This is a genomic window from Anatilimnocola aquadivae, assembly GCF_049819085.1.
Taxonomy (GTDB): domain Bacteria; phylum Planctomycetota; class Planctomycetia; order Pirellulales; family Pirellulaceae; genus Anatilimnocola.
The window spans coordinates 7,298,110-7,315,745 of the sequence record NZ_CP187419.1; the positions used below are offsets into that span (position 1 = coordinate 7,298,110).

General features: G+C 59.8%; 11 protein-coding genes. 4 read left to right on the forward strand and 7 right to left on the reverse strand.

Going from position 1 to position 17,636, the window contains the following annotated elements; genetic code table 11:
- Positions 1–61 precede the first annotated feature (61 nt).
- Positions 62–2,587, forward strand: coding sequence for a ComEC/Rec2 family competence protein (locus NA78x_RS28910; RefSeq protein WP_425615851.1), 2,526 nt, complete (start codon positions 62–64; stop codon positions 2,585–2,587).
- A 132-nt stretch (positions 2,588–2,719) separates the two neighbouring features.
- Here the strand turns inward: NA78x_RS28910 and NA78x_RS28915 are convergent, their stop codons facing one another.
- A complete protein-coding gene (locus NA78x_RS28915) occupies positions 2,720–3,103 on the reverse strand; it encodes a hypothetical protein (protein WP_425615852.1) in 384 nt (127 codons plus the stop codon).
- Between the two features lie 749 nt (positions 3,104–3,852).
- Between NA78x_RS28915 and def the strand changes: the two genes are divergently transcribed.
- Positions 3,853–4,437, forward strand: a complete 585-nt coding sequence (gene def, locus NA78x_RS28920; RefSeq protein ID WP_425615853.1) for a peptide deformylase — start codon at positions 3,853–3,855, stop codon at positions 4,435–4,437.
- A 23-nt stretch (positions 4,438–4,460) separates the two neighbouring features.
- The gene (gene fmt / locus NA78x_RS28925) at positions 4,461–5,423 is read left to right on the forward strand and encodes a methionyl-tRNA formyltransferase (protein WP_425615854.1); all 963 of its coding nucleotides are present in this window, start codon (positions 4,461–4,463) and stop codon (positions 5,421–5,423) included.
- 32 nt (positions 5,424–5,455) lie between these two features.
- On the opposite strand, the gene NA78x_RS28930 is transcribed toward fmt, so the two are convergent.
- From NA78x_RS28930 to NA78x_RS28940, 3 genes are all read right to left on the reverse strand, one after another.
- On the reverse strand, positions 5,456–6,205 hold the full coding sequence (locus NA78x_RS28930; protein ID WP_425615855.1) for a sugar phosphate isomerase/epimerase family protein: 750 nt from the start codon (positions 6,203–6,205) through the stop codon (positions 5,456–5,458).
- Between the two features lie 304 nt (positions 6,206–6,509).
- Positions 6,510–6,713 carry a hypothetical protein gene (locus NA78x_RS28935; protein WP_425615856.1) on the reverse strand — a complete coding sequence of 68 codons (204 nt, stop codon included), beginning with the start codon at positions 6,711–6,713 and terminating at the stop codon, positions 6,510–6,512.
- Between the two features lie 54 nt (positions 6,714–6,767).
- A complete protein-coding gene (locus tag NA78x_RS28940) occupies positions 6,768–8,900 on the reverse strand; it encodes a protein kinase domain-containing protein (protein ID WP_425615857.1) in 2,133 nt (710 codons plus the stop codon).
- A gap of 397 nt (positions 8,901–9,297) precedes the next feature.
- Here NA78x_RS28940 and NA78x_RS28945 point away from each other — a divergent pair, with 397 nt between their 5' ends.
- On the forward strand, positions 9,298–11,454 hold the full coding sequence (locus NA78x_RS28945) for a hypothetical protein (RefSeq protein ID WP_425615858.1): 2,157 nt from the start codon (positions 9,298–9,300) through the stop codon (positions 11,452–11,454).
- A gap of 74 nt (positions 11,455–11,528) precedes the next feature.
- On the opposite strand, the gene NA78x_RS28950 is transcribed toward NA78x_RS28945, so the two are convergent.
- The 3 genes from NA78x_RS28950 to NA78x_RS28960 all read right to left on the reverse strand — a co-directional run bounded on the left by NA78x_RS28950 (position 11,529) and on the right by NA78x_RS28960 (position 17,632).
- Positions 11,529–14,048, reverse strand: coding sequence for a hypothetical protein (locus tag NA78x_RS28950; protein ID WP_425615859.1), 2,520 nt, complete (start codon positions 14,046–14,048; stop codon positions 11,529–11,531).
- Between the two features lie 319 nt (positions 14,049–14,367).
- Positions 14,368–15,993 carry an NADH-quinone oxidoreductase subunit N gene (locus NA78x_RS28955; RefSeq protein ID WP_425615860.1) on the reverse strand — a complete coding sequence of 542 codons (1,626 nt, stop codon included), beginning with the start codon at positions 15,991–15,993 and terminating at the stop codon, positions 14,368–14,370.
- On the reverse strand, positions 15,983–17,632 hold the full coding sequence (locus NA78x_RS28960) for a complex I subunit 4 family protein (protein WP_425615861.1): 1,650 nt from the start codon (positions 17,630–17,632) through the stop codon (positions 15,983–15,985). Before NA78x_RS28960 ends, NA78x_RS28955 begins: the two co-directional genes overlap by 11 nt.
- Between the last annotated feature and the right edge of the window lie 4 nt (positions 17,633–17,636).

The following is a 17,636-nucleotide window of genomic DNA, read 5'->3' on the forward strand; positions in this document are numbered from 1 at the left end:
CTTCGCTCCGCCGGTGGTTACAACCAAAGCGTTGTTTCTTGCCTAGCTGCGACCTGCCAACATGACCAGCGAAGTTGCAGCCTTCTCGACGACTGAAACGCGCGAGCCGCGCTATCAGCCCTGCATCTTGCTGCTCGCTGCGGTCGCCGTCGGAATGACCATTGATCGCTACTGGCCCCTCTCGCCCACCGTGTGGTATCTCGCCGCCTCTGCTGCGGCGATTGGTTGGCTGCTGCTCTGGCTGCGAAATACTCCAGCGCCCGCAACATGCCTGTTGCTGTTCGCGGCGGCTGCTACGGGCGGTGCCTGGCATCACAACTACTGGTACCTCGTTCCGCAGGACGAAATCGGCCTGAGCGTGACCGAAGAAATTCGTCCGCTGGCCTGCGAAGGGATCGCGGTCACTTCGCCGAGGTGGTCTCCCGCGCCGCCGTTGCATGCCATGCGCTCGGTGCCCAAAGGTGACGAGACAGAACTGCTCGTGCGCGTGACCAGCGTGCGCCATGGAGCCAAGTGGCAACCGGCCAGTGGCTACGCGATGCTCGACGTCGATGGTCACTTGCTCGGCGTGCGCGCCGGCGATCGCATCCGCATGCTGGTCCTGTCGAGCCAGCCCATGGAACCGCTCAATCCGGGCGAGTTCAACTATGCCGACTACGAACGGAGCCGGCGTGTCTTCTGTCGCTTGCGCGGGCTGTTTCCCGAAAGCGTGACCGTCGTCGAACGAGGCTCCGCCTGGTCGTGGCGATTGTGGCTCTCGTGGCTGCGCGAACGAGGCAACGGTATCCTGCGCGAGCACATCAGCTACAACCGCTCGACGTTGGCGGCAGCACTCTTGCTCGGTGCTCGCGAACAACTCGATCCCGAGCGGAACGAAGGCTTCCTCGTTACCGGCACGATCCATGTTCTGTCGATCTCGGGCCTGCATGTCGGCATTCTTGCTTACGGCTTTTGGTTGCTCTTTCGCACGGGACTCTTTCCGCGCCAGCCGATGCTCTGGTCGGCGATCATCTTTATTTGCATCTACTGCGTGCTCACCGATTCGCAGCCGCCGATTGTCCGCTCGACGATTCTCGTTGTGACCGTTTGCCTGGCGACCCTCTTCGGCCGACAAGCACTCGGCTTCAATACGCTGGCCTTTGCCGGGCTCGTGGTCTTGGCGATGAATCCGGCGTCGCTGTTTCAAGCTGGTCCGCAACTCTCCTTTCTCTCGGTCGCCGCAATGATCCTCTTCGCGCGTTGGCTGACGAAGCCCGTGGTGCACGATCCGCTCGATCAACTCATCGCTGCCTCGCGCTCGTGGCCCGATCGCGCGACCCGCGCCATCGGCGGCGAAGTCTGGCGCGTCTGGCTCACCGGTGCGGTGGTTTGGACGGTGACGATGCCCCTGGTCTGGCTGCAATATGGCCTGATTTCGCCCATCGCGCTCCTTCTCAGCATCGTCGTTTGGATCCCCATCACACTGGCGATGTACACAGGCTTTGCGGTATTGCTGTTCGGTCCGCTCGTACCAACACTCGGCAGTTGGCTCGGCAAAATCTGCGACGGGAACCTCTGGCTGATCGAATTCTGCATCGCGCAAGGCCAGCGTCCCTGGGGCAATCACGTCTGGTACCCGCCGCCGCCCTGGTGGTGGGTCGCGCTGTTCTACATTGCCTTCTTCGCCTGGGCCTTCCTGCCGCAGTGGAAGACAAAACGCTTCTGGGCCTGCTCGCTGACCGCCGGTTGGCTGGCGGTTGCTTTGTACCTCGCCACGTTTCCGCTGCCGAATTTCTTTGCGACAGAGAAGCCCGGACTCAGTTGCACGTTCGTCGCCGTTGGTCACGGCACTAGTGTGCTGCTGGAAACCGCCGATGGTCACCGCCTGCTCTATGACGCCGGCAAACTGGGTTCGCCCGTCGGTGCCGCCCGGCCCATCGCGGCGCTGCTTGGCTCGCGCGGCATCACGCACCTCGATGCAATCGTCATCTCCCACGCCGACTCCGACCACTTCAACGCGGTGCCAGAGTTGCTGCAGCGGTACAGCGTAGGCGTGATCTACGTTTCCCCTTTCATGTTCGAAAAGCTCGATCAGCCCGCGGTGCGCGAACTGAAGCGCGTGATTGACAAGGCGAACATCCCACTGCGGGAGATTACGTCGGTCGACAAGTTGCAACTGGGCGACGCCACCGCCATCGAGATTCTGCATCCCACGCCGCGCGGTGTCATCGGCAGCGACAATGCTCACAGTCTGGTTTTGCTCCTCAAGCATGCTGGCCACAAAGTGCTCCTGCCCGGCGATCTCGAATCTCCCGGTCTCGAAGACGTGCTCGCCGAGCTTCCCATCGATTGCGATATCGTCATGACTCCCCACCATGGCAGCAAACGAAGTGACCCCCGCGGCTTCGCCAATTGGAGCCGCCCCGAATACGCCGTCATCAGCGGTGGATACGACGTCGAAGACATCGCCGATATCAACAGCGTCAAACTCTCCTACAGCCAACTAGGCTCCGCCGTCTTCCACACCGCCGAAACAGGCTCCGTCCGCTTCAACCTCGGAGAGAACAGAATCACCGTCGAAACATTCCGGCAGCAACCCACGGAATGAGCCCATGCCAACCTCCCCCCGCTCACCGCCAACCACTCTCTCTGATAACCACTTTTGATAACCTTTTCGACAACAATCTCGCGATAACCATTCGCCCTAACCACCAACCATTCTTCACATTACGATCACAAATCAGCACAATCCGATGAATTTCCGATAACCATTTGATAACCAATTGTTATCTTTACCCATCTTCGCTTTCTTGCCTGCTCCCAAGTAGCCCGACGAGTCAGCGCGGGGGCGCTCCTCGGCGCACGGAAGATTGGTCGCCGCAAAACCATTCGTTCGGCAGTTCACAATCACTGCCAGTCCGCTGGAACGAGCAACCACAGACATCACGTCTTCACTTCTCGATCGCTCACGCGTCGGGCTACCTCTGATAACCATTTTTGATAACCTTTTCGGTCGTTTTTTCGCGATAACCACTCGCCTGAAGTCACGTTCTTCCAATGACTTGCAGCAACAATTCTGCAAATTCTGGCGATTCGCTGATAACCAATTGTTATCTTTGCCCATCTTCACTCCCTTTCCTCGGTGCTCGAGCGAGAGGGGCCGAACTGCGAGTCCACCGACCACTCTCCGCGAACCACTTTCAGTCTCCCGAGTAACCCGACGCCGTCAGCGAGCGGACCTTGCAACTCCGGTTCTCTCGCCTACGCACTTCGACCTCACTCGAACTTCCTCTCGCCTCGACCCCGCCAACAAATGCGCCCCACCAAGCACGCCGCGGCCTCACTGCGCAGCGAGGTCCGCGACTCGAATCACCCAGCGGTGAGAGAACGTCCCGACATTAGCGCCGCGCAGTGATTCATTGTCAAGTAATTCCTGAATAAATTACACCGACAACCACACGACATTCGATGCCGTGTGACTCGCCCCAGTAGGGACGGCCGAAGCGCTGCCTCGCATTCCACCCCTCCTCCCTCGTCTCCCGTCTCCCGTCTCCCGTCTCCCGTCTCCCGTCCCTCGTCCCTCGTCTCCCGTCCCTCGTCTCCCGTCCCTCGTCTCCCGTCCCTCGTCTCCCGTCCCTCGTCTCCCGTCCCTCGTCTCCCGTCCCTCGTCTCCCGTCCCTCGTCTCCCGTCCCTCGTCTCCCGTCCCTCGTCTCCCGTCCCTCGTCTCCCGTCCCTCGTCTCCCGTCCCTCGTCTCCCGTCCCTCGTCTCCCGTCCCTCGTCTCCCGTCCCTCGTCTCCCGCCCCTCGTCTCCCGCCCCTCGTCTCAAATACCTATACTCAAGGCTTACCCGCAAATTGGTGCAGGCCAGGAGTTGTTCGTGCAGATTATCGCGTATCCTCATCCCACGCTCCGGCATGTCTCGAAGCCCATTCGCCGAGTCGATGCCGAACTCAAGCAGATCATTCGCGACATGTTCGCGCTCATGTACGAAGCCAAGGGGATCGGTCTGGCTGCGAATCAGGTCAACCTGCCGCTGCGTCTGTTCGTGATGAACCTGGAATCGGACCCGGACAAGGGTCGCGAACTGGTCTTTATCAATCCGGTCATCAGCGTGCCCAAGGGCTCCGCGGAAGCCGAAGAGGGTTGCCTTAGTCTGCCCGGGCTATATGGACCCGTGGTGCGGCCGAAGACGGTGCGGATTACCGCTTATGGACTCGATGGCAAAGAACTCGATATCAACGCGACAGATCTGCTCGCCCGCTGTGTGCAGCACGAAGTGGACCATCTCGACGGCGTGCTGTTTACCGATCGGATGAGTGCCGGCGCAAAAGCCGATGCCCTGGAAGAAATTCTCGACTTCGAAATGATCTTCAACAGTCAGCGCTCGACCGGCAACATTCCCAGCGACGATGTGCTGGCCGCGGAACGGGCCGAGTGGGAAAAGAAGTACTGCTAAGCAGGAAGGTTGTGCGTGCTTCGATGCGTCTTTTGATGATGGGCACTGGCCCCTTCGCCGTCCCAACCTTTCGCGCGCTCCTCGATTCGCCGCACGAAGTCCTGGCGCTCGTCACGCGACCCACTCCACTCGCCAAGGGACGCGAGAAGGCCAGCTTGAACCCGATGCGCGATCTGGCCGAAGAACGTGGCCTGGCGGTCTATGCGCCGGAGAGCATCAACACAGAAGAAGCCAAAGCGAAACTGCGCGAGTGGAACGCCGACCTGTTTGTGGTTTGCGACTACGGCCAGATTCTCTCGCGCTCGGCTCTGGGGATTGCTCCACTCGGCGGCATCAACCTGCACGCCTCGCTACTGCCGAAATATCGCGGCGCGGCACCGATCAACTGGGCGATTCTTGAGGGAGAGCAGGAAACTGGCATCACGGTAATTCATATGACTCCGCGCCTCGACGGTGGGCCTTGCCTTGTGGTGACAAAAACGCCAATCGGCCCCGAAGAGACGCAGGTGGAACTGGAACAACGCTTGAGCGAAATGGGCGTCACGGCCGTGCTCGATGCCGTCGAGCAATTGGCCAAGTGGGATCGTGTTTCGCCCATCGGGTCGCGGCAAGCGGCCGATCAAGTCACCAAGGCACCGCGGCTGGCGAAGACCGACGGGCAAATCGACTGGACGAAGTCGGCAGCGTTCATCCAGCGGCAAGTTCGCGCGCTCAAACCTTGGCCCACGACTTACACACATTGGCTGCGTCCCGTTGGTGAACCGCTGCGCGTGATCGTCGACCGTGTGACAGTCGTCAACGAACCCGCCGAAGCCGAGCCGGGCAAGGTCATCACCAGCGATGGCCAGAAACTGGTGATTGCGACCGGCGAAGGTTGCCTCGCCATTAACGCGCTGCAACCTGCCGGCAAACGGGTGCTGCAGATCAGTGAATTCCTGCGAGGCTACCCCGTGAAACCCGGCGATCACTTCGGCCGGGTGGGATAGGCTTTTGAGCTAGACTGCCAGCCTGCAAAAATCTACAGCAGGCTTTCGAGCAGCAAGCGAATCTTGCGCAGTTCGCCGGCGTGGTCGACGCCTTCGACGTCGCTGATGTTCACGCTCAGGCCGTGGTTGTACTTCACCTTTTGCAGCTGAGAAATCAGCTTGCCGTACTCGACATCGCCCTGGCCGACGCGAACTTGAAAGGCCTTCTTGTTCGTATCGCGCAGTTGCGTGTGGAAGGTGTACTTCATCAGCTTGTCGATGGCTTTGCCCTGGGCATTGCCATAGATGTACACGCTCGGATCGAGCGTGAGGCCGAGCCCCTTCACGTTGTCGCACAGGACCGTGACGGTATCCATGTCTTCGCTGAGGCGGCCGATCTGGCTCTTGATGCCGACGCGCACACCTTGCATGGTGGCGATATCGACGAGCTTGCGGAGGTGATCGACCTCTTCGTTGAAGGGTGTGCCCACTTCGGCCGACGGCACGGTGAGCGTGACGACCTTCACGGTCTTGGCCATGCGACAGATGGCCAGGAATTGTTCGTAGTGTGCTTCGCCCGTGGCCGTAATTCGCAAGTCAAAGGCGACGATATCCAGCCGCTGGGTGTTGCGGCACTGATCGATGGCCTTTTCCAAATTCGCGGCAATGTACGAAGGCTTGAACTGCTCGCGATCTTCGAACATTGCCAATTCAACGGCCGTATATTCCAGGCCGGTCAGGCGATCCAAAGCGGCGGGCAGCGATAAATCGGGAAAGCAATCTGTAGTAGCCGAAACAAACACCGTGCAAAGCTCCTAATTCGAACCATCCATGACGGGGAAGTCTTCCCCAGTCGCGTAGCTTAACGGCAAGTGCCCGCTGCGGGCAACACCACCCTGGCTTCAACGTGCTTTATCTCAGCGTGCTTGATCGTAGTCATCATGCTCCGCAAGATCGTCTTTATCGTAGTCATCTTGCTCCGCAAGATGATCGCTCTCGACGGCTGGGCACGTTTCGCACTGCAATCATCTCGGCGGAGCGAGATGATTGCAGTGCTAGTGACCATAATGCTAGCAAGCGGGGATGCTAGCGAGTGGCGAGGTTGCGTCAGGCTTCTTCCTCAGTTTGCGGTTCGCGTTGGATGAACCGCGCAATCTGCATGAGGATGATTCCCGTGCAGCCCAATGCGAGCGTGCTCCAGGGAAGCCCGGTGACGTCGATACGAAAGAAGCGAACCAAGACAACATCGGCAATGCTCAGCAGCATCAGCACGACGCCGAGCCAATACAGCGCGCGAGCCCCGGGTGACATGACGGTATCCGCCTGAAAATCGAAGAAGTAAATCAGCCTGTTGAGTGACTTATCTTAGCGGATGGCAGCGACCAGATGACGAACAAATTCTTGGGCGACAGGTGCCCCGCTGCCAGTGATGATGTTGCCCGACGTTTCCACATTGCCGCCGCGAACAGCCGGACTCCGCTTGAACTCCGGTAGCGATTCGGCAGTCTGTCCACCGGCAACACGCGTGGTGTCGGTTAGCACACCAAAGGCCGCGAGAATATTTTGCCCACCGCAGATGGCGGCGATCGGTTTATTGTCTCGCTTAAACTCATTCAACAGCCGCTGTGTTTCCTGGCGGCCGGTTGGATTGTCAATCAGTTCTCGCAATGAGTAGCCGGCAAAGACAATCGCCGCGTAGTCGCGGGCGTTGATGTTGCGATCTAGCTTTTTATCCGGAGTAAGTATCGTCTGCGGACCCTCATTCACCAGATCGCAAGCCGTTCCTGCGAGCGACACGGTTTCCAACTGCAGGTGGCTGGGCAACGCGGCGCGCACATCCGCGTAATCGGGATAGTACAGCTGATATTGCGGCACGATCATCAGGATCTTCTTCGGTGCGGCGGTTACCGGCGGAGTGTTCTGCTGGCCGAAGCCATTCTTGGCGAAGCTCTTTCCCTGCTGGCCTGCGTCGTTCGTTTTCTTCGGAATCACCTTCGGCTGAACAGGAACAACAGGCGGCTCGGTTTGCTCGACCTTGGGCGGGGTGGTTACTTTGGCAAGCTTAGCCTGCTTCTTGCCGCTGTCTCCATTGCCGCCGAACATCATCCAGGCCACGACAAAAATGAGTGCGGCGGCGGTAGCAATCGCGCCGCCCCAATAGAGCGGCGGAATCTGCTCGCTGGGCTTCTTTACTTTGATTCCCGAGGCCGAATTGCTGACCGCGGGGAGTGCATTGAGATCGATGGCGTTTAGATCGGGAAGTAGTTCGGGAACCTGCTCGCCCGCGAGCGACCTGGGCGGTTCAGGTTCGGCGAGCACCGTTGCCACAGGCAGGGTGCGAACCTTCGTCTCACTGTTGCCGGTCGCTAACGCCCGCGAGCGGGCAATTGGCTGCAGTGCCTGAGCCAAATCAGCTGGGCGGGCATAGCGCGCGGCAGGATCTTTCGCGAGCATGCGATCGAGAATGGCCGCCAACTCGTTGGGAATTTCTGGCCGGCGTAGCTGAATCGGCGTGGGCTGGGCGTGCTTGTGCGCGTGCAGCTTATCGACGAGCGAACCGCCCACAAACGGCGGCTCACCGGAAAGCAGATAGTAAAGCGTGCAGCCCAGGCTGTAGATATCGGCGCGAATATCCGCCGCGTGCGCATCGCTGGCTTGTTCCGGTGCGATGTAGTCGGGCGTGCCAAGGACGGAGCCCACGCGCGTGGCATTCGCTGGCCGCTCGGGTTCTTCGCCCGCCTCGTGAGCACTTTGCCAGGCCTGGCTGGCGAGACGCGCCAGACCGAAGTCCAGAATCTTCAGCACGCCACCGCGCGTCACCATTAGGTTCTGCGGCTTGATGTCGCGATGAATCATGCCCTTCTCATGCGCATGTTGCAGCCCGAGCGCTGCCTGACGAACAAGGTGCGCGGCCTGTTGCGCCGGCAAGGGACCGGTCGTGGCCAGCAGCCGATCGAGGCTCGCGCCGTCGACAAACTCCATGACCAGAAAGTGCAGGTTGCCGGCTTGTTCGGCATCGTGTGCCGTGACGATGTTCGCATGCGAGAGCTTGGCCGCCGCCTTCACCTCCCGCTCGAACCGCTCCAGCGCTGCCGGGCTGGAAACCAGGTTCGGATTGATAACCTTCAGCGCGACCATCCGCTCCATTAGGCGATGCTCGGCCTTGTAGACGGCACCCATGCCACCGGCACCGAGCAAGCCGAGCACGCGATAGCGTGGATGATCTCGCAAAGGCTGCGGAATCTCGTGGACCTTCGCTGGCTTGGTCCCCACGGTCTTCTCGCTGGCGCGAAAGCCGCTCGTGGCCGCTTCCCGAGCACGAATTAGCAGCGTGTCATCCGGCGTGCTGGCGAGCGCTTCGCAGCAGGTGGTGCAACCGCTTAGGTGGTCTTCGATGACCGTCATTTGCGCCGCCGCCAACTTCCCCTGTCCATACGCGCGGAGCGAATCCAGCGTGGGATGCTCGGGGGCAGCGGACTGGTGTGGTGCGGGTTTCATGCGACGACGACTACGGACAAAGACACGGACAAAGAAGAGTTCGGCGAATGCCTTACCTTCTAAATGTACCCCGAGGGGCCGATCTTTCAGAGAATTTTTGGAAAAACCGATTTGTCTCCCAGGTAGCACGACGCGTCGGTTTTGAAGTTGCGCCGCTTGACGAGCTAGATACCGGCGGAACAGCTGCGGGCTGCGCATCAATCGTTCAGCTTCCCTGCCGAGACGAATCACAGCGAACGGCCTGGAACGACAAAACCCTTTCGCGGCGGGGCTCGTCTTATTCCACAGCCTGACTGGCGGTGGCGAACTAGAATGGCCGGTGCGGTCGGCCGGTTCTTGCTGGCGGGCAACCCTCTTCCCAACTCTCGCATTTTCAAGCAGTTACGGAGCCTCTCCGATGTCTCAAGTCAATCCTTTGATGAATCCACTGCAACGCTGGTTGCGATTCGCGGCCCTGGCAGTAGCGGCCGGCGTGGGGCCTCTGTTTCTGGCTTCGGCCGGGCTCGCACAAGAAAAAGAGAAGGGAATCGACATTCCCGTCAAGCGCGTGGTGATGTTCAGTTCGGGCGTCGCGTTCTTTGAGCACGCGGGCAAAGTCGAAGGGAATGCCACCGTCGATATGAAGTTCAACGTCAAGGACATTAACGACCTGCTGAAGAGCATGGTGTTGCAAGATCAGGGTGGCGGACGCATTTCGACGATCAGTTACGGCAGCAAGGTTCCCATCGATCGCGCGCTGAAGACCTTCGTCATCGACCTGACCAGCAACCCGACGCTGGGCGACTTGCTGCAACAGATCCGGGGCGAGCAGATCGAAATCGATGCCCCGACGAAGATCGCTGGCACTATTCTGGGCGTCGAAACTCGCAAGGTCACCGTCGGCCGAGATGACGAAGTCATCGAGACCCGGTTTTTGAACCTGCTGACCGAAGAAGGTCTGCGTAGTGTCTCGCTCGAAAATGTCGGCCGCATCAAACTGACGAATGCCAAGTTGGACGCCGATCTGCGACAGGCTCTGATTGTGCTCGCAACCAGCAAGAACTCGGACAAGAAGACAGTCTCGCTGACGTTTCTCGGCGAAGGGAAGCGGGATGTGAATGTCGGCTACGTGCAAGAAGCACCCATCTGGAAAACCAGCTATCGGCTGGTCATGAGCGACGACGACAAGCCGCTGCTGCAAGGCTGGGCCATTGTCGAAAACACCACCGAATCGGATTGGGACAACGTCAACCTGACACTGGTCAGTGGCCGGCCGATATCGTTCACGATGGACTTGTATCAGCCGTTGTATGTCGAGCGGCCGGAAGTGAAGCCCGAGCTATACGCTTCGCTGCGGCCGCGCACCTATGACCAGGACCTGGCTGCCGCCGATGGTGATTTCCGCCGGGCGAACGATGCCAAAGCAGAGAAATCGGGCGAGATGCTGCTGCGCGAGCAGTTGGCCAATCGCCGCGGCGCGATGCCCGGAGCGCCGCCGGCCAACGCTGCCTATGCGAAGGGTTTGGCCCTGGGCGGTGGTGCTGGCCAAGGTGAAGCGCAGAACTTTGGTCGTACCGACCTGCAACGGAGCATGCAGTCGGTGGCGCAAGCTTCCGATGTCGGCGAAATGTTCCGCTATCAGATTGCCACTCCGGTCAAACTGCAACGGAGCCAAAGCGCCATGTTGCCGATCGTCAACGAATCGGTGGCCGGTGAGAAGGTTTCGATCTACAGCGAAGCGCAACACGCCAAGCATCCGCTGAATGGCCTCAAGCTGAAGAACACGACCGAACTGCACTTGATGCAGGGCCCGATCACCGTGTTCGACGACGGCGCTTATGCGGGCGACGCGCAGATTCAAGATCTGCAGCCCGGCACTGAACGACTCATCAGCTACGCGATGGATCTCGATACCGAAGTGGCTCCCACCAACAAGCAGGACCCGCAACGGCTGGTGAGCGTGCGGATCAGTAAGGGAACCTTGCACACCAGCCATAAGCACGAGCGGACGAAGTCGTTCGTCGTGAAGAACAGCGGCAAGAAGGCCAAGAAGGTACTGATCGAACATCCACTGCAGCAGCCTTGGGTGCTCGTCACGCCGAAGAATCCTGAAGAGAAGACGCGCGACCGGTATCGTTTTGCCGTGACCGCAGAACCGGGTAAGCCGGTGACGCTCGATGTGAAAGAAGAGCACACCTCGAGCGAGCAGATTGCGATCACCAATCTCGATAGCAATGCGATCGTCTACTACGTCAACTCCACTGTCATCAGTGACGAAGTGAAGAAGGCACTACAAGAAGTGGTGACGCGCAAGACAGCCATTCAGGCTGCGGGGGCCAAGCGGCAAGAGCTCGAACGTCAGGTCGCGGTGATCGATCAGGAACAGAAGCGAATTCGCGAGAACATGGCCCAGTTGCCCAAGGACTCTGATCTGTTCCGGCGTTACGTAACCAAGTTTACGCAGCAGGAAGACAGCGTCGACGCCCTGCGAACCCAGATCACGCAGGCTAACGAGAACGAGCAAAAGCTGAAGCGGGAACTCGATGCGTATTTGATTGGGCTGGAGCTGAAATAGTGCGACTTGTGGAATTCGGAATGCGGAGTACGAGAACTCCGCATTCCGCAATCGCCACTCCCCACTTCCTAAGCTTAGCCCTTCTGCTGCAGATCAGGGTTGAGCTTGAACATCAGGTCGCCCGCGTTGTACCAGAGTGAGTCGGGGCTGTTGTCGTTCAGCACGGTCGTCGAATCCAGATAGGTGGTGCCGTTGTTCTTGGGGGCAACGCCAGTGCCGTTCTTCAGGTTGTTGATGCGGTCGGCGTTTGAGTTGGCCGACGTCCATTCGGCCATGATGCTCAGCAGAGCCGCTTCGTTGGCATCGAAGGTGGTGGTGCCGCCGATGAGGATGTCTTCGTTCCCCGTTCCGCCGCCGCCGTTCACCAGGTCGACTCCCAGGCCGCCGATGAGCAGGTCGCGACCGAGGCCGCCGTAGACCTTGTCGCCACCAAGACCACCTAGCAGGATGTCGTCGCCATCACCGCCATCGACGGTGTCGTTGCCACCTTCGCCACGCAGAATGTCGTTGCCGGCAAGACCACGAATGCGATTCGCAAGCGTATTGCCAAACAGTTTGTCGTCGAACTCGGAGCCATCGAGGTTGTCGATGAGGCCCGTCAGTTGCAGCGTGTTATCGCCAACATTGGCTTGCAGCTGGGCCGCGCTCAGGGCGAGATCGACTTCGACGGCGGCCGTCGCGGCAGCAAAATCGAGCGTATCGATGCCAGCTGAATCGGTAACGACGATGTTCGCGCCGTGCGAGCCGATCTTGTAGACATCGTTGCCGGCATCGCCTTGCAGCGTGATGCTACGGTCTGTCTGATTGCCGAGCAGGGTGAAGGTGTCGTTGCCAGACTTGCCCGCGAGCGTTACGGCCTCGACACCGGGCACATAAATGGTCGGCGAGCTGGCACCTAGCGTTAGCTCGTCTCCGTTGAGCTTGAGCAGTTCCGCGCGGGCACTACCGCTGATGACGACCGCGTCGCCGTCGCCGGTTCCGCCGAGCACATCGATGGTGAGCAGCGTGGGGATGGGGCCTGGATTGAGATCGACGGTCAGGGTGTTCTGGGCACCGTTGCGGCCGTCGAGCACGATGTGTTCCATCTTGGCCAGCGGCGAGGTGAAGACCACGGTGTTGGTGCTTTGGTCGATGACCTGCAGGTTGGCACCGACCCGCTTAACGAGCACGTCGGCAGTATCGGCCAGGGCGATCGTTTGTAGACCGCCACCGTTGCGACGGACCGAGAGGAGCGTATCGGTGCCGGTGATGGGCTGGAATAGTTTGTCGTACACGAAGTCGCCGATGCCGCGCCCTTGCTGCTGTGCGTATTGATTGTCGAATTCCCAGTGTACGCCGAGGTAAATGCGGCTCTTGCCGTTCTCCCAGGCAGCCTGGCTGAAAGAAGTGTAGTTGCGCGTAAGCCCGCCCCCTTCATCCGAGTGCAGAGTGAACGGTGTGGGAGTATCGGTGCCGTAGAAGTTCTCGAGCACCTTGAACAGGGCCGCACCAAAGCCGGCGTGCCCTGACCCGTAGGCCGGGAACGGCGGAGTGAAGTCAGGAATGGTCGTGCCGTTTCCCGGTGCGCCGAGCGGAACCCAGGTGGTGTCTGGTACCGTCAAGGCATTGCCGTCTTTCGCCCCTTCGCGGATCGCCGAGACGGGTCGCCAGAAATCGTAGCGGTACTTGTAGTCCCAGATCACCACGCCGGCATCGGCCATGGCCACGTTGCCCAGGGCGAACAGGCGAGCATTCTCGACGACCGTGTTCCCTTCGTTCATGGCGATGTCGGCCATGTTCTGGTTATACAGAACGAGTGGCGGACCAAAGTTCTTGCGGTCATAGGCCCAGAAGATGCCAATCTCGGTTTGGTCCGCTGTGCGAACGGTACTGTTGAGTGCGCCGTATTCTTTCACTTCGTTGTAAGCGGCAGCATACGCGGCCGAGGTGAGCTTGGGCGGAGCGGGAATGTGATAATCGCTGGTGCTGTTGATGACGAAGGGCGTCACCTTGCCCCAGGCAGGATCGAGCGCCATTTGCGGCGTGCTGAGAATAGTAGGATCGGGCCGCCAGTGACCAACGGCCTTGTTAACGGTGTACTTCTTCACGCCGTTGGAGCCGTCGGCATCGCGCATGCCCATGATGGCTTCGGCCGCTGCTTCGCCGATGGCCACGCCGTCGTCTTCGTCCTGGCCGTCGGGAATGGCCGTCAGTTCATCCTGATACCAGGCATCGACGATGGCAGCTTTTTCGGGATAGAGTTCTTTGATCACGGCGCTGGCGGCAGCTGCGACGGCAGCGTCGATATCGGCAGTTGCCGGAGCCGTTTGCGTGAGCATGTAGGGCGTGTGCGTTTGATCGATGGCGTTCACCGCATCGTAGATGGCGAGGTGAACCATGGCGTACGCGCGCGAGGAACGGGTCGGTCCCATCTGCGCTTCGTCGGTCCGTACCACTTCGTGCAGGTGTTCGTTCCAAGTGAGGACCGCATCGGCAGCGAACATTTCGCGGCGCTCGAGGGTCTCGAGAAACATTCGCCGCTGTTGCTGCTTCGCCAAGTTGCGCGTGGAAGTTGCCGCCGTCTGGTTGCTAAATGCGCGCAGGTGCATCGCCATCTGTTCTGCTCCACCGAGGTGTGCGTATTCCGTGAGAAGAGATTGCCAGCGTGTCCTTGCTGGCAAATGAATGCTGGACGATGAGGCGTCCGGACGAATGCCTTCCCACAACGCTAACTAGGGGTATCTGCCAAAGTCAACGATTCGTCTGAGGAATTCCCGCAGCGCGGTTGCCAGAAGTGCAACGGCCGGTCTGCACAAACGGATTGCGAGAAGCGTTCGCGTTGGGGAATATGCGCAAAGAGGCAGAGCAGAGTGCTTACGGCAAACCTTGAGTCTGCTGTCACGTGTGTGACAGCAGGGATGATGATGGCACAGACTATTTGGCGACTTTGGTCGCCAGAATCTCGCCCGGAGCAGCAGCAGGACGAACTGCCACGGCGGTCGCAGTGGGCTTCTTCAACGAGCCGATCAGTTGTTCTTCCGATTCACCTGCCAGCCGCAGGATGGGCCCAGGAGCAATACCGCTCAAAACAACCAGAGCACCACAGAACACCGCTGCAGCGAGCGAGCCGTAGCAGCCTGAGTGTTGCGGCGCTTCGCTAGTCGCTGGTTGAAAGAACATGACGCTGACGATTCGCAGGTAGTACGCCGCGGCAACGGCGGCGTTGAGAGCACCGACGATTAGCAACAAGACAAAGCCCAGCGAGATATTGCCGCTTTCACTCAGGGCCAGTTGCAGGGCGCTAGTGAAGAGCGAGAACTTGCCCCAGAAGCCGGCCAGCGGGGGCAAGCCGGCGAGCGAAAACATGCAGACGGCCAGAACCGCGGCAGCCAAAGGCTGAGTGCGACCAAGGCCGGCGAGCTCGTCAACGGTTTGCAGTTCGCGGCGTGGCGTGCTGAGGTAAGCGAGCGCCGTGAAGGTGCCCATCGAGGCCAGCGAATAGACGACCACGTAGAAGATGATCGCCGTGACGCCGCCATCAGCGTTCAGTTGCGGCAAGGCACTGCTGCCCGCGGCGGCGGCCAAACCGAGCAGCAAGTAGCCGCCGTGAGCGATGGACGAGTAAGCCATCAATCGGCGAACATTGCGCTGCCACAAGGCACACACGTTGCCCAGCGTCATGGTAATGACCGCCAGTACCAGGGCCAACTGCCAGGCAAAGTCGGCGGAAATGGGCAGGGCGATGATGACGAGCCGCACGAGCCCGACCACACCAGCAATTTTGGGAGCAACGGCCAGCAGACCGGCGTTCAGGTTGGTCGTTCCTTGATAAACGTCGGGCGCGTAAAAGTGAAACGGAGCAACCGTCAACTTGAAGCCCAGGCCGGCGAGAATCAGCACGAGTGCGACTGGAGCGAGCGGTAGTAGTGCCTTTTGTGGATTGCCTGGATCCCCCGCGGACACCAGTTGCAACACTTCGCGAATGCCGGGAATTGCATGCGTGCCGGTGATGGTCGTCGTACCAGCCATGCCGAACAAAAACGCCAAGCCAAACAGCAGCAGGGCCGACGAGAGAATGCTGAGGAAGAAGTACTTCATCGTAGCTTCGCCCGTGGCTCGGTCGCGCCGCCCCAGGTAGAGCAAAACGTACGTGGGAACGGAGATCAATTCGAACCCCAGAAACATCAGCACGAGTTCGTTAGCGCCGGCGACTAACATCAGGCCAACGACAATCAACATCAGCGTGCCCAGATACTCGGTCGCCAACAGGCGATCGGCCTGTTGTGAAGCGGCAAGGGTGAACGTGATACCCAACACCAGGGCCAGCAATCGCAGGCACAGGCTCATGCCGTTCGAGCTGATCGGTCCCGAGTTAACAACCTCGCTGCCGCTCGTGGTACTCAACAGCCAGATGCCCGCGGCGACGTACGTAATCAAGGCGACCAGCGACCAGGTTTCGCGCTGACGAACGAAGGTGCCGCCGACATAGATCAGGGTCGCGATGGCGATGAGTAGAATTTCGGGACCAAGCAGGCCCAGCGTACGAGCTTCAACGAACACGGGCGATCGCCTCCGCAGAGTTTTGAGTGGAAGGGAGAGCCGCGCGTGGTTCGGAGTCTTGATAGGGCTGACCAATGCGAGCAGCGGCCTGCTCGTAAGCCTGGTCGATGGCGGGGGCCATTGGCGCCAGGAAATGCTGCGGCGCCAGACCAATCCAGAGCGCGAGTACCGCGAGTGGAGCCAGGGCGGCGATTTCTCGCCACTTCATATCGTCGATGTGATGATGGCTGGCTTCGGCGGGTTCCTTGAGCGGACCGAAGAAGACATTCTTCACCAGATACAGCATGTACCAGCCACCGAGCACCACGCTGCTGACCGACAGGACCGAGATGACCATCCATTGAGCCTTCATCGCCGCAGGGGCTTGAGCGAAGGCTCGCTGGAACATGCCGATGAGCACCATGAACTCACCCGGGAAGCCATTCAGGCCCGGCACACCAATGCTGGAGAACGTGAAAAAGACCATGAAGAAGCCGATCCACGGTGTGCGGAGCGCCAGGCCACCCAGGTCGGCAATTTGCCGCGTGTGATATCGCTCGTAGACCATGCCCACCAAAGCGAAGAGGGCACCGGTGCTCACGCCGTGATTCACCATCTGCAGCACGCTACCCTGCACGCCTTGCGGCGTGAGAGCAAACAGGCCGAGCATGCAAATGCCCAAGTGGCTGACCGATGAGTAGGCGATGAGTTTTTTGATGTCCTTTTGGGCGAGTGCCACCAGTGCCCCGTAGATGATGCCGGCCAGCGAGAGCCACAGTAAATACGGCACGCAGAACACGGTTGCGTCGGGCAACATCGGAATGCTGAACCGCAGGAAGCCGTAGACGCCGATCTTCAGCAGAATGCCAGCCAAAATCACGCTGCCCGCCGTGGGCGCTTGCACGTGAGCCAGCGGCAACCAGGTATGCAACGGGAAGAGCGGAACTTTGATGGCAAAGCCAGCAAACAGGGCCACGAAGATCACCAATTGCCAGGTCGGCGGCAGCGGGTAATTCTTCAATCCTTGGACGAGGTCGGCGATGCCGAAGTGCAGAACGCCATCTCCTCGATGTTGAAAGTCCCAAACGACAATCGCCAGCAAGCCGAGGAAAGTCAGCATGCTGCCAGCCAACGTGAACAAGAAGAACTTGATGGCCGCATAGCGACGATCTTCACTCCCCCAGATGCCGATCAAAAAGAAGAGCGGGATCAGGGTGAATTCAAAGAAGATGTAGAACAGCAATAGATCGCGGGCCGAGAACACACCGAGACAGCCGAACAACAGGAGCAGCAGCATGCCGTAGAAGAGCGCTTCGCGCTCTTTGATCGCTTCCCAGCTAACGAGAATCGCCGTGATCATCAGCACGGCGGAGAGGCCGAACATCCACACGCCGAGACCATCGAGGGCCACGCTGAATTTGACATCGACGCTGCCGATCGCGGAGCCGAGCCAGTCATAGTCGGTAGCGGCATAGCCACCCTCGGGCATCACGCCATCGCGGGGAAAGTTGTAGCAAACAGTCAGGGCAGCCACGAGCGTCGCCAAGGCCACACCCAGGGCGGTATAGCGCACGGCATCGCGTCCCAGCGGTTGCACTACCCACAGGAGTGCAGCGCCGAGGAGCGGCAAAAAGATCGCAATGAGCAGGACCGTATTCATGTCA